The organism is Citrobacter sp. Cpo109, from assembly GCF_030332565.1.
GTDB lineage: Bacteria > Pseudomonadota > Gammaproteobacteria > Enterobacterales > Enterobacteriaceae > Citrobacter > Citrobacter portucalensis.
In genome coordinates, this window is the sequence record NZ_JAOWHQ010000071.1 from 446,912 (window position 1) to 460,846 (window position 13,935).

Annotated in this window: 13 protein-coding genes; all 13 read right to left on the minus strand. The window is 52.5% G+C overall.

Translation table 11 applies throughout. The features are described 5' to 3' along the window. Positions 1–35: 35 nt before the first annotated feature. The gene (locus OGY71_RS22790) at positions 36–734 is read right to left on the minus strand and encodes a PspA/IM30 family protein (protein ID WP_063941658.1); all 699 of its coding nucleotides are present in this window, start codon (positions 732–734) and stop codon (positions 36–38) included. A 15-nt stretch (positions 735–749) separates the two neighbouring features. Continuing rightward, positions 750–1,154: a YjfI family protein gene (locus OGY71_RS22795; RefSeq protein WP_003830480.1), complete on the minus strand. Its 405-nt coding sequence runs from the start codon at positions 1,152–1,154 to the stop codon at positions 750–752. 124 nt (positions 1,155–1,278) lie between these two features. Further along, the gene (gene rlmB / locus OGY71_RS22800; RefSeq protein ID WP_003830482.1) at positions 1,279–2,010 is read right to left on the minus strand and encodes a 23S rRNA (guanosine(2251)-2'-O)-methyltransferase RlmB; all 732 of its coding nucleotides are present in this window, start codon (positions 2,008–2,010) and stop codon (positions 1,279–1,281) included. A gap of 72 nt (positions 2,011–2,082) precedes the next feature. Beyond that, positions 2,083–4,545: a ribonuclease R gene (gene rnr / locus OGY71_RS22805; protein WP_126319451.1), complete on the minus strand. Its 2,463-nt coding sequence runs from the start codon at positions 4,543–4,545 to the stop codon at positions 2,083–2,085. Positions 4,546–4,583: 38 nt separating this feature from the next. Next, positions 4,584–5,009, minus strand: a complete 426-nt coding sequence (gene nsrR / locus OGY71_RS22810) for a nitric oxide-sensing transcriptional repressor NsrR (RefSeq protein ID WP_003830485.1) — start codon at positions 5,007–5,009, stop codon at positions 4,584–4,586. A gap of 216 nt (positions 5,010–5,225) precedes the next feature. Next, a complete protein-coding gene (purA, locus tag OGY71_RS22815; RefSeq protein ID WP_003025606.1) occupies positions 5,226–6,524 on the minus strand; it encodes an adenylosuccinate synthase in 1,299 nt (432 codons plus the stop codon). Positions 6,525–6,626: 102 nt separating this feature from the next. Next, on the minus strand, positions 6,627–6,824 hold the full coding sequence (locus tag OGY71_RS22820) for a DUF2065 domain-containing protein (RefSeq protein WP_003025602.1): 198 nt from the start codon (positions 6,822–6,824) through the stop codon (positions 6,627–6,629). An 82-nt stretch (positions 6,825–6,906) separates the two neighbouring features. After that, a complete protein-coding gene (gene hflC, locus OGY71_RS22825) occupies positions 6,907–7,911 on the minus strand; it encodes a protease modulator HflC (protein WP_003830491.1) in 1,005 nt (334 codons plus the stop codon). A gap of 2 nt (positions 7,912–7,913) precedes the next feature. Then, a complete protein-coding gene (gene hflK / locus OGY71_RS22830; protein ID WP_063941660.1) occupies positions 7,914–9,167 on the minus strand; it encodes an FtsH protease activity modulator HflK in 1,254 nt (417 codons plus the stop codon). 189 nt (positions 9,168–9,356) lie between these two features. Further along, positions 9,357–10,637: a ribosome rescue GTPase HflX gene (gene hflX, locus OGY71_RS22835; RefSeq protein ID WP_003830495.1), complete on the minus strand. Its 1,281-nt coding sequence runs from the start codon at positions 10,635–10,637 to the stop codon at positions 9,357–9,359. 74 nt (positions 10,638–10,711) lie between these two features. After that, on the minus strand, positions 10,712–11,020 hold the full coding sequence (hfq, locus tag OGY71_RS22840; protein ID WP_003025584.1) for an RNA chaperone Hfq: 309 nt from the start codon (positions 11,018–11,020) through the stop codon (positions 10,712–10,714). Between the two features lie 84 nt (positions 11,021–11,104). Further along, entirely contained in the window at positions 11,105–12,055 is a 951-nt protein-coding gene (gene miaA / locus OGY71_RS22845) for a tRNA (adenosine(37)-N6)-dimethylallyltransferase MiaA (RefSeq protein ID WP_003830497.1), read from the minus strand. Beyond that, on the minus strand, positions 12,048–13,934 hold the full coding sequence (gene mutL, locus OGY71_RS22850; protein WP_286613749.1) for a DNA mismatch repair endonuclease MutL: 1,887 nt from the start codon (positions 13,932–13,934) through the stop codon (positions 12,048–12,050). Before mutL ends, miaA begins: the two co-directional genes overlap by 8 nt. Position 13,935: the final 1 nt, after the last annotated feature.

A 13,935-nucleotide genomic window follows, 5' to 3' on the forward strand; every position in this document is an offset into this window, starting at 1 on the left:
CAGCCTTCTTTCGAGGCTGGCGCATTTCACGACGTTTACTCGCCTTGCTGACGCTGCAGTCGTGCCAGTACATCCTGAGCCGAACTTTTATTGCTCGCCCCAATGCCGGCTTCGGCCAGCTTCTCATCCAGGTCACGCCCATCCGCAACCTTTTCCAGCTGCGCAGCGGCATCCAGACGGGCCTGACGCTCAGCCTGTCGCGTTTGCAAACGCTTGAGCGACTCTGCGGCTGTAGACACACTCGAAGACGCGCCTACGGTCGAGGTAGTCACTGTCTGCTGGGCGCGCTGCATCGCTTCCGTCGCCTTTACCACCTCAAGCTGCTGTTCAAACTGTGCAATCCGTTGTGCGGTTGCACTCACCGCTTTTTCAACGCCATCCCGCGACACTTCAAGGTTAGCGAGTACTTGCTCTTCTGCAGCAATGACATTCTCTAAGCGGGCAATTTCTTCTGCAACTTCGTTGATTAGTGACGGGTTAGCGTTTTTACTCAGCGCTTCCAACACTCGTGTTTCCAGACTAGATTTACGCTCACGCAGATCGTTCAACTTGTCATTACTCAGCCTCACGCGCGCCAGCAAGTCTACTCGTGATTTTCCGGCTTTATCCAGCTCACCTTTCGCATCACGGATATGCTGCTCCAGCATGCGGACCCCCTGCGCTTCTTCAATTGACTCTTCCGCCTGAGAAAGTACGGACTTGCCGAGGGTAAACAGGCTTTTTAAAATTCCCATAAATAGCGTTCCTTGTTATTCGTGAGTGTATTCTTCAGTGATTTCAGCCAGATCTAGCGCGTTTTCCGCAAGCGTAGTCATCTCCAGCACTACATCATCCAGTGATGAATTAAGCGAAAGTGCTCCAAATGCGACGTAATATTCATCCTGCTGAACGCGAGAAATCCCCACGGAAGACAGAGGAAGGAGTTTCTGATTACGTAATAAGAAAATATTGAATTCATTTTGCTGATTAATACTGCAGACAGGACAAATAACTGTTTCAATAATTATCTGGCGGGATGTGAATAAAATACCGAGTGATAAATCACCATAATCATTCATTTTGATAATTAATGATTGCTCGTTATATTCAATATCTATATTTAATTCAGGAAGAGTTTGTACTGCTTCAGCAAGCAACTGCGGAGTCCATGCCATATATTATCCATATATAATTTAATTAGAAATAAATGAAATGAATATCATTTTCTACCCTTTATCATACTCGTTTAAAATAAAAAAAAGCCACCCGAATCCGGGTGACTTAGTCTGAAAAATAAGTTTAACCGCGCTGGCGGACGGCTTCAAACAGGCAGATACCCGTCGCAACTGAAACGTTCAATGACGAAACGCTCCCTGCCATCGGGATGCTGATCAGTTCGTCACAGTGTTCGCGGGTCAGACGGCGCATACCTTCACCCTCTGCGCCCATCACCAGCGCCAGACGACCGGTCATTTTACTCTGATAGAGAGTATGGTCGGCTTCACCTGCGGTTCCGACGATCCAGATATTCTCTTCCTGCAGCATACGCATGGTGCGCGCCAGGTTGGTCACGCGGATCAGCGGTACGCTTTCTGCCGCACCACAGGCCACTTTTTTCGCCGTCGCATTCAACTGTGCGGAACGATCCTTCGGTACGATTACAGCATGTACGCCAGCGGCATCGGCGCTACGCAGGCATGCACCCAGGTTATGCGGATCGGTGACGCCATCGAGGATCAAAAAGAACGGCTGATCGAGCGTGGCAATCAGATCCGGCAGATCGTTTTCCTGATACTGACGACCCGGCTTCACGCGAGCAATAATTCCCTGATGTACCGCACCCTCGCTTTTCTCATCCAGAAACTGACGGTTAGCCAGTTGAATGACAACACCCTGTGCTTCCAGTGCATGGATCAGCGGCAGCAGGCGTTTATCTTCACGACCTTTGAGAATAAAGACGTCCTGGAAGCGCTCAGGCGCACGTTCCAGCAGGGCCTGCACCGCATGGATGCCGTAAATCATTTCACTCATGAATGTACTCGTTAATAGTTTATGCGTAACGCCGGGCAACGCGAAGGTTGCCCGACTTACAGTCTATGGCTGTTATTGTGCGACTTTCTTTTTCGCCGCACGTTTAGCTTTAGTGGCGGCAGCAATTTTAAGCGTTTTTGCCGAAGGCTTTTTCGCTTTTTTATCGCCTTTCTTCTCAGCCGCATTCTTTTCCGCCTGAGGTTTGGCTCTGCCTTTCTTCTCGCCGCGGAAAGCGCTGTCCGGCTCGAAATTCACCTTTTTGCCCATCTGACGACGTTTACCGGTATTTTTACCCGCATCGCCTTTTTTGGCTTTTTCGCGGGCGGTTTTACCTTCATTACGCGGCGCACGTTCGCTGGAGATCAAGCTGAAGTCGATCTTACGCTCGTCCATGTTGACTGCTTCCACGCGAACTTCCACTCGATCGCCCAGGCGATACATCTGGCCGCTGGATTCCCCCGTCAGGCGCTGCCCAACCTGGTCGAAACGATAGTAGTCGTTATCCAGAGAGGAGACATGCACCAGACCATCGATAAACAGTTCATCGAGACGGACAAAGAAACCAAATCCGGTCACGCTGGCAATCACGCCTTTGAAGACATTACCCACCTGGTCCAGCATGAAGTCGCACTTCAGCCAGTCAGAGACATCGCGCGTGGCTTCATCAGCACGGCGCTCGGCCATCGAACAGTGCTGACCCAGTTGCAGCATCTCTTCCATCGAATAATGGTAGCCACCAGTTTCCGTGGTGTTGCCCTTATGGCCCTGCTCCTGCGCCAGCAGATACTTAATCGCCCGGTGCAAGGAGAGATCCGGGTAACGACGGATCGGTGAAGTAAAGTGCGCATAAGATTGCAACGCCAGGCCAAAGTGACCACGGTTTTCCGGATCGTAAATCGCCTGCTTCATCGAACGCAGCAGCATGGTTTGCAGCATTTCTGCGTCAGGACGGTCAGCAATCGACTCCAGCAGTTCAGCGTAATCACGCGGCTCAGGTTTGTTGCCACCAGGCAGCTCCAGCCCCAGCTCTGCCAGGACGGAACGGAACGAGTTAATCGCTTCGGTCGTCGGCTTATCGTGAATACGGAACAGCGCTGGCTCTTTGGCTTTCTCAACGAATCGTGCCGCGGAGATGTTCGCCATGATCATGCACTCTTCAATCAACTTGTGCGCGTCGTTACGCTGCGTCTGCTCGATACGCTCGATACGGCGTTCAGCATTGAAGATAAACTTCGCTTCTTCACTCTCAAACGAGATACCGCCACGCTCTTCACGGGCTTTATCCAGCACTTTGTAGAGGTTATGCAGCTCTTCAATGTGTTTAACCAGCGGTGCGTACTGCTCACGCAGCTCCTGGTCGCCCTGCAGCATGTGCCAGACCTTAGTGTAGGTCAGACGTGCGTGGGAACTCATGACCGCTTCGTAGAATTTAAAGCCGGTTAAACGGCCTTTCGACGAAATGGTCATTTCACAGACCATACACAACCTGTCCACCTGCGGGTTGAGTGAACACAATCCGTTAGACAGCACTTCCGGCAGCATCGGAACAACCTGCGACGGGAAGTAAACGGATGTGCCACGGCTACGAGCTTCCTGGTCCAGCGGAGTCGGCGGGCGAACGTAATAGCTTACGTCAGCAATCGCCACCCATAAACGCCAACCACCGCCGCGTTTCTTCTCGCAATAAACCGCATCGTCGAAGTCGCGCGCATCTTCGCCATCGATAGTCACCAGCGGCAGATCGCGCAGATCGACACGTCCTACTTTCGCCTCTTCCGGCACTTCTTCTTTCAGTCCGGCGACCTGTTTCTCAACCGCCTGAGGCCAGATATATGGGATTTCATGAGTACGCAGGGCCATATCAACGGCCATGCTGGTTCCCATGTTGTCACCCAGCACTTCAACAATTTTACCCACCGCTTTGGTGCGGCGAGTCGGGCGCTGGGTCAGCTCAACCACGACCACAAAACCCATACGAGCGCCCATTACCTCTTCCGGCGGGATCAGGATATCGAAGCTCAGGCGGCTGTCGTCTGGGACGACAAACCCAACACCAGCATCGGTGAAGTAGCGGCCGACAATCTGGCTGGTTTTCGGCACCAGTACGCGCACAATACGCGCTTCGCGGCGACCTTTACGGTCCGCGCCCAACGGCTGCGCCAGCACCTGATCTCCATGAATGCAGGTTTTCATCTGCTCGCTGGACAGATACAGGTCATCTTTGCGGCCTTCAACGCGCAGAAAGCCGTAGCCATCACGGTGGCCAATAACGGTACCTTTCAGCAGGTCGAGACGCTCCGGCAGCGCATAGCATTGACGACGGGTGAAGACCAGTTGTCCGTCACGCTCCATCGCGCGCAGGCGACGACGCAGCGCTTCTTGCTGCTCTTCACCTTCAATATTGAGTTCAGCGGCCAGCTCATCGCGGTTGGCCGGCTTTTCACGTTTAGTTAAATGTTCGAGGATAAATTCCCGGCTCGGGATAGGATTCGCGTATTTTTCTGCTTCGCGTTCCTGGAAAGGATCTTGTGACATGTCGGTTCCTCCGTCATCATCGCTGCTGGCGGGAGTCGTTACTCCACCAGCAATAATTTATAAAGCGGTTGATTCTTTTCAACCAAATCAGCAAGTGTGTAGTTGTCCAGTTCCGTGAGAAAACTTTGCACTGCTTTAGAAAGCGCCTGTTTGAGTCTACAGGCCGGGGTAATGTGGCAAAACTCGCTGCTACAGTTGACCAACGATAAGGGTTCCAGCTCGCGAACCACATCACCAATACCAATATCCTTAGCGGGTTTACCCAGGCGGATACCGCCATTTTTTCCTCGAATAGCAGTAACAAAGCCCGCCCGGCTAAGTTGATTGATTATTTTGACCATATGATTACGGGACACGCCGTAGACTTCTGTCACCTCAGAAATACTGGTCATACGTCCTTCGGGAAGTGACGCCATGTAGATTAGCGCACGTAATCCGTAATCGGTGAAACTTGTTAACTGCACATCAACCTCAGGAAAAGGGATAAAACGGATAAACCTGGTAGTATTAATTACATTGATGATAAACCAGCCACCAGCCAGGTCGCTAATTTATTTCAGTTCGGGAAGGAAAAAAGCGAGGAACTTACGTGATTTTAAGCCGGATTCTGATGCAAAGCACCTTATCCGGCCTAAATTAGTGCAAGCGCAGCGCCGTTTGACGCTACGCTATAACCAGAATTATGCGTCGAACGGGTCGCGCAGGATCATGGTTTCAGTACGGTCTGGGCCAGTTGAGATAATATCAATCGGCACACCGGTCAGTTCTTCAATACGCTTGATGTAGTTCAGCGCTGCCTGCGGCAGACCGCTACGTTCCTTCACGCCGAAGGTGGATTCAGACCAACCCGGCATGGTTTCGTAAATCGGCTCGATACCTTTCCAGTCGTCAGCTGCCAGCGGAGTAGTCGTTACTTCGCGGCCATCCGGCATACGGTAAGCAACACAGATTTTCACCTCTTTCAAACCGTCCAGTACGTCCAGTTTGGTCAGGCAGAAGCCAGACAGGGAGTTAATCTGTACTGCACGGCGTACAGCAACGGAATCCAGCCAACCGGTACGACGACGACGACCGGTGGTCGCGCCATACTCGTTACCTTGTTTGCACAGGAACTCGCCAACGTCATCAAACAGTTCTGTCGGGAACGGACCCGCACCTACACGAGTAGAGTAAGCTTTGATGATACCCAGAACGTAGTCCACATAACGTGGGCCCAGGCCGGAGCCGGTTGCCACGCCACCTGCGGTGGTGTTGGAGGACGTTACGTACGGATAGGTACCGTGGTCGATATCCAGCAGCGTACCCTGCGCACCTTCAAACATGACGAAATCGCCACGCTTACGCGCCTGGTCCAGCAGATCGGAAACATCAACAACCATTGAGGTCAGGATGTCGGCGATAGCCATCACATCATCCAGCACTTTCTGGTAGTCAACTGCTTCAACTTTATAGAAATTCACCAGCTGGAAGTTGTGATATTCCATCACTTCTTTCAGTTTTTCAGCGAAAGTTGCTTTATCAAACAGATCGCCAACACGCAGACCGCGACGAGCTACTTTGTCTTCATAAGCTGGACCGATACCACGACCGGTAGTACCGATCGCTTTCTCGCCACGCGCTTTCTCACGAGCGTTATCCAACGCAACGTGATAATCAAGGATCAGCGGACAAGCTTCAGACAGCAGCAGGCGCTCGCGAACCGGGATACCACGATCTTCCAGTCCTTTCATTTCTTTCATCAGCGCGGACGGAGACAGAACAACACCGTTACCGATGATGCTGATTACGTTTTCGCGAAGAATGCCTGATGGAATAAGATGGAGGACGGTTTTTTCACCGTTGATTACGAGAGTATGGCCTGCGTTGTGACCACCCTGGTAGCGCACAACATATTTAGCCCGTTCAGTCAGAAGATCGACGATCTTCCCTTTACCTTCGTCACCCCATTGGGTGCCCAGTACGACGACGTTGTTACCCATTTTTCAAAATCACCGTTTGCTTAAAAATGGATTCTACCACCGCTTTTTCAGATATACAGCACTTTTTGCATGCGAAAATCCGCAAATTAGTCTACTTATTGATCAGCCAATCGTTTTCCTCAACATGTAGTAGACCACAACGCCCGCAACCACAAGACCTCCACCAAAACGACGCAAAATATTTTCGGGAAGTTGCGCCATTGCGGAGATCATTTTCTTCCATGCGCTGGGATAAAGCATCGGACCCAGCCCTTCCAGCACCAAAACCAGCGCGAGCGCCAGCAAAATTGTTGAATTCATCCATCGCCCTTATATAAAAAGAAAACCACCGCATCCCTGGAGATGCCGGTGGTTTTGCTGCTTTAAAACCGCTGGAACGCGATTAGCGTGTCGCGGTATTTGGTGTCTTCATGTAGCGGAAGAAATCGCTGTCCGGGCTCATGACCATCACGTCCTGATTCCCTTCAAAGCTCTTCTCGTAAGCACGCAGGCTACGGATGAAGGCGTAGAAGTCAGGATCCTGACTGAACGCATCGGCAAACAGCTTAGCGGCTTCTGCATCGCCTTCACCGCGCATAATACGGCCCTGACGCTCAGATTCTGCCAGCGTTTTAGTGACTTCATAGTCAGCCGTTGCACGCAGTTTTTCCGCCTCTTCCTGGCCTTGTGAACGATGGCGACGCGCTACCGCTTCACGCTCAGCGCGCATACGGTTGTAGATAGCCTCGGACACTTCAGCAGGCAGGTTGATTTGCTTAATACGCACGTCAACCACTTCGATGCCCAATGCCGCCATACTGTTCGGATTGATGACCGGTACTTTACCGTTCGTTTCAGCCTGAACACGTTCAGCCGCTTCGGCAATCGCGCTATCTGCTGCCGGAGTCGCCACTTCATCTTCCGTGCCAGCAGAACCGGAGTTCAGCGCGTCACGCACTTCCAGGGTCAGACGACCGCGGGAATCGGTAACGATGTCCTTCACGTCCAGACGACCAATTTCAGAACGCAGACGGTCAGAGAACTTACGTTTCAGCAGGACTTCCGCCTGAGAAACATCGCCACCGCCCGTTGCCAGGTAGTAACGGCTAAAGTCACTGATGCGCCACTTGATGTAGGAGTCAACGATCAGGTCTTTCTTCTCTTTGGTAACAAAGCGATCGGCCTGGTTGTCCATGGTCTGAATACGCGCATCCAGCATCTTCACAGATTCAATAAACGGAATCTTGAAGTGCAGGCCTGGTGCAACAACCAGCGGCTTGTTTTCATCGTCACGCAGAACTTTACCAAAGCGCAGAGTAATACCGCGCTCGCCTTCTTTGACCACAAAGACAGACATGAACAGAACTACCAGAACGATGATGATAATCGCAATAACTGACTTACGCATCGTTATTCCCCCTGACGCTGGTAGTCGTTACGCTGCGCATTCGCGCGGCGTTGGTCCATAATATCGCCCTGACTGGTGGACGAAGTGTTGCTTGCTCCAGTGCTGGAAGTCGTTGCTGGCGGAAGACGCAGCAGGTTTGAACTGCTGTCAGTCTTTGTTGCTGGCGCACTACCACCTTTCAGCATTTGATCCAGCGGCAGAACCATAAGATTGCTACCTTTATCGTTAACCAGGACTTTGCGGGTATTGCTCAGCACTTTTTCCATGGTTTCGATATACAGACGCTCGCGGGTAATTTGCGGTGCGGCTTTATATTCCGGCAGAATTTTTGCGAAGCGAGCCACTTCACCCTGTGCTTCCAGGATGGTCTGAGTCTTATACGCACGTGCTTCTTCCAGAATACGCTGCGCCTGACCGTTTGCACGCGGCTGAACTTCGTTGGTGTACGCTTCCGCTTCACGGATGTACTGCTGTTCGTTTTCACGTGCTGCGATAGCATCGTCAAACGCGGCTTTTACTTCTTCCGGCGGACGTGCAGCCTGGAAGTTGACGTCCAGCAGGGTGATACCCATGTTGTACGGACGGATCGTTTCTTCCAGTTCACGTTGGGTGTCGCTACGAATAACGGTACGCCCTTCGGTCAGGATACGGTCCATGGTGTATTTACCGATAACCCCACGCAGGGCGCTGTCAGTAGCCTGACGCAGACTGTCATCCGCGCTGGTTACGCTAAACAGGTAACGCTGCGGATCGGTCACGCGGTACTGTACGTTCATTTCGACGCGCACGACGTTTTCGTCAGAAGTCAGCATGACGCCGGATGCGGCAAGTTCACGCACGGCTTCAACGTTGACCGGTGTCACTTCGTCGACAAAGGTCGGTTTCCAGTTCAGACCCGGTTCAACCAAATGGCTGAATTTACCGAAGCGTGTCACCACGCCGCGTTCCGCTTCTTTAATGGTATAGAAACCGCTGGCCGCCCAGATAATGACGATAGCGGCCGCTGCGATAGTAAAGACTCGACCGCCCAGTTGCGGACGCGGGCCTTGCGATGAACTACCGCCGCCAGAGCCAGTACCTTTACCGCCACCCAGACCACCGAGCTTTTTACTCAGTTTGCGGAAGATATCGTCCAGATCGGGAGGTCCCTGCTCGCGACCACCTTTGTTTCCATTTCCCTCAGGGTTGCCGCCAGGTTTGCTGCTTCCCCAGGGGTCGCGGTCTTGTCCGTTATTACCGGGCTGATTCCACGCCATTTTTGTGCTCCATATTTGTTATGCGATGCTATACCTGCGTCTTTTGCGCTGCCGTTGCGTTGGCTGCGTCCCTCAACGCCAGTCACATAGTTGACTATGCTCCTGGAGATTTCAGGACTTGCCGCCTTCCTGCCGCACAAAATCCACAAGGTATAGAGGCGAAAAAATCTTCAGGCCATATCCGTCAGATCAGACAACATAGTCTTCCAGTGCCGGTTCTTGTTTACAGAGGCGACGCCAGTCTACGATCGGCATACGAACCTGCAGACCTACGCTGCCGTCCTCCTCCATCCACTCTTTTTCTATTGCCTGAAGTTGATAAAACCGGCTTCTCAAACGCCCTTCCTGCGGCGGCAAACGCAACGTATGCTGCGCCACCTCACCGGAAAGTCGCTCAGTCAAAGCCTGAAAAAGTTGTGGTATACCAATCCCCGTTTGCGCTGATACCCAAACGCGAATGGGTTTATTCTCTTCATCTCTGTCGATACGCGGCTCAAAGTCATCCAACATATCGATTTTATTCATCACCAGCAGAGTCGGGATCTCATGCGCATCGATCTCTTCGAGCACCGTATCGACGGCCTCAATGTTTTCCTGCACACGAAAGTCTGCTGCATCAATAACGTGCAGCAGCAATGTCGCCTGACGTGTTTCCTGCAAGGTGGCCTTAAACGCCGCCACCAGGTCGTGCGGTAAATGACGGATAAACCCAACGGTATCCGCCAGCACTGTCTCACCCACGTCCGCAACGTCTATTCTGCGTAGCGTCGGGTCCAGGGTCGCAAACAGCTGATCCGCTGCGTAGACCTGGGCTTCGGTGATCTGGTTGAACAGGGTGGATTTTCCGGCGTTGGTATATCCCACCAGTGATACGGTTGGGACATCCGCTTTCTTGCGCGACTGTCGCCCCTGCTCACGTTGCTTTTCAACTTTTTCCAGGCGCGACTGTATCTGCAAAATGCGATTACGCAGCAAACGACGGTCGGTTTCGAGCTGGGTTTCACCCGGGCCGCGCAAACCAATCCCGCCCTTTTGCCGTTCAAGGTGAGTCCAGCCACGGACCAGACGCGTAGCCATATGGCGCAACTGCGCCAGCTCAACCTGCAACTTACCCTCATGGGTTCGCGCACGCTGGGCAAAAATATCTAAAATGAGACCAGTCCTGTCGATAACAAGACACTGGCACAACTGTTCCAGGTTACGTTCCTGGGCAGGGCTTAGAGCATGATCAAAAATCACCACCGCAGCGCCAGTCGCTTTTACGGCTTCGGCAATTTCGATTGCCTTACCTTCACCAACAAAATACTTCGGGTGCGGTGCTTTACGGCTCCCGGTAATCACCTGCATTGCTTCGACACCGGCGGAAGAAACCAGAGATTCAAACTCCTGGAGGTCTTCCATATCTTTGTCTTGCGAAAAATAGATGTGTACCAGTACCGCCTGCTCACCGGCATCATAACGGTCAAACAAGCGTCAACCCCTTAATATAAATCAACGGGGAACGCAGGATCGCTGGCTCCCCGTATGTAAAACAGCTAATAACCTTATTCGGTTTCTTCGCTGTCCTGTTGCGCAGATGAACCTTGCGCGTTGCTACCGTGATGGTAGTTGCTGCCTGTGCCGCCGGTGGCATTATTGCTGTGATGAGAAACCGGACGAGACGGGACAACAGTAGAAATCGCGTGCTTATAAACCATCTGGCTGACCGTGTTTTTCAACAGGATCACGAACTGATCAAAAGACTCGATTTGACCTTGCAGCTTAATACCATTCACCAAATAAATAGAAACTGGAACACGTTCCCGACGCAGTGCGTTCAGGAACGGATCTTGTAAAGATTGCCCCTTAGCCATTCTCTCTTTTCCTTATATGCTTATTTGTACTTTGAACCTTTCGATTCTGAAAAATTGCGCACGATACGTTTCAATTGTACACATTCAGTTCGCGATAGCACCAACAACCTGTAATACTTCGTTTCGCGCCTGGTCAGGCTTTTCACTGTCAAGCCAGTGCACCCCTTCCCAACCACGCAACCAGGTTACCTGTCGCTTCGCCAACTGCCTCGTGGCGCAAACACCTCTATAAACCATTTCATCGTATGAAATTTCACCTTCAATGTATGACCACATCTGGCGATACCCTACACAACGAATGGAAGGCAAATCCGTATGCAAATCTCCACGGGCAAAAAGCGCCCGGACTTCTGCTTCAAAACCTGAAGCTAACATCTGATGAAAACGCTGCTCAATTCGCTGATGGAGCAGTTCACGGCTCGCCGGGGCGATTGCAAACTGATGCACCTGATACGGCAAAGCATCTCCTGACGTTTGCGTCAGCTCCGTTAAAGTTTTACCCGAAATGAAAAAAACTTCCAGTGCCCGGGAAAGTCTTTGCGGATCATTTGGATGAATACGCGCCGCAGCCACGGGATCGATGTCCTGAAGCTGTCGGTGTAACGCGTCCCAACCCTGCTCTGCCGCCTGCTGCTCAATTCTGGCCCTGACTTCCGGGTCCGCCGACGGTAACGGCGACAGTCCTTCAAGCAAGGCTTTGAAATATAACATTGTGCCGCCCACCAGCAACGGGATACGCCCCGCGGCGGTAATGTCGGCCATCTCGACTAACGCATCGCGACGAAAATCCGCAGCGGAGTACGCTTGCGACGGATCGCGGATATCCAACAATCGGTGCGGCGCGGCCTGTAATTCAGCTGCATCAGGCTTGGCTGTACCGATATCCATCCCCTTGTAAATAAGGGCGGAATCAACGCTTATCAACTCTATAGGCAAAACTTTACGCAATTCAATTGCTAATGCCGTTTTACCGGAGGCCGTTGGCCCCATCAAAAAAATCGCCTTTGGCAGGCTCGCCTTACGGGTATCACTCATGTTTCAGGGCATTCATTACCGAATGTAAATCAACAGGTTGTAACAGACCACCCGGCGGTGCCTTCACGAGTTGTGGGCAGAGCCGCTCAACATCCGCTAACAGCGTAATCGCCTGTGCCATGCTCCACTGTGGATGCTCGCTCATCAGGTTACGTGCGATCCACTGTGCAATATTGCCCGGCTCGAATACGGATTGCTGCGCCAGGTAGCCTATCAGTTCAGGAATCAAGATTTGTAAATTTTGTTGGCGTAAGGGTAAAGGCACAGCCCGGATGGTCACATGCTGCGCATCCAGCTGAAATTCAATGCCCAACTCAGCCAGTTGGCTCTGTCCTTTTTGCAGTGCCGCTTTTTCATCGGCGGTCACTTTTAAACGTAAAGGGATCAGTAACGGTTGAGCACAAACCGTTCCCTGACCCGGCGTTAACTGCGCCTGACACAGCCAACGCTCAGCCACCGGCAATGCCAACAACTGAATATGACCATCGCATTCGAGTAACGCGCAGTCTGCACCAACAATCGTTAGCACCCGGCCAAAGCCCTGACTACTGCCAGTCAGAGGCGTCGATGACGTTTCAGAGACCGGCGTTTTCCGCGTTGGAGCCGGCGTCTGCATCAGTTGCTGATAGATTTCGCCCTGCTGCTTTTGGTATCCGGGTTGAGCATGAGGCCAACTGGCTCCCGCCTGACGGCCACCGCCACTACTACTGCCACCGCTACTGCCACTTCCAGCACCAGCGGATGCTGAGTACCGCGGTGTCGCAGGTTCACGCGCGGGAGCAGGCTCGGCAAAATGGTTGCGTCCAGCAGCTAGGCGGTTTTCCGGGATGTGCCTTGGGGCGGGTTCGTCGTTATCAGCCAACGGCAGCGGCGTTTCAAGCTGCTGTTGCAGGACGCTCAACACGCCCTGGTAAATAAAATCGTGCACCAGGCGGGATTGATGGAAACGGACCTCATGTTTAGCTGGGTGTACGTTGACATCCACTTGATGCGGATCGATTTCCAGATACAGCACAAATGCGGGCTGTTGATCGGCTCCCAGCTTATCTTCACAAGCCTGGCGGATAGCATGGTTGATCAGCCGGTCACGCATCATCCGACCATTCACATAGCAGTACTGGATTTCTGCCAGTGCTGCCGTTGTGTGGTTAGGATCGGCCACCCAGCCACGCAATGTTAAATCGCCATGCTGCCATTCGATCGCCAGCGCATGCTCCAGAAATGGCGTGCCGCAAATCGCGCCCAGCCGGCGCTCTTTCTGCCCATCCGCGGCCACTGCCCGGTACTGTCGCACCACTTTGCCGTTGTGCGATAAATTTATCGTCACATCAAAACGTGCCAGCGCAATGCGGCGAATAATCTCGTCGATATGATTAAATTCGGTTTTCTCGGTGCGCATAAATTTGCGCCGCGCCGGGGTGTTGTAGAACAGATCTAGCACCTCCAGCGTGGTTCCCACCGGATGCGCAGCGGGTTTAACTGTGACATCCATGTCACGCCCTTCGGCATACGCCTGCCAGGCTTCGGGTTGTTCTTGCGTACGCGACGTCAGGGTTAAGCGAGACACGGAGCTGATACTGGCCAGCGCTTCGCCGCGAAATCCGAGGCTCACGATGGCTTCAAGATCGTCAAGCGAGGCTATTTTACTGGTGGCATGACGCGCCAACGCCAACGCCAGCTCGTCTTTTTTAATCCCACAGCCGTTGTCACGAATACGGATAAGCTTCGCGCCGCCGCGTTCAATATCGATATCAATGCGCGTCGCACCGGCATCAATGCTGTTTTCCACCAGCTCTTTCACCACTGACGCAGGCCGCTCTACCACCTCGCCTGCGGCAATCTGGTTCGCCAGCTGTGGCGGTAGAACCTGAATCGGCATG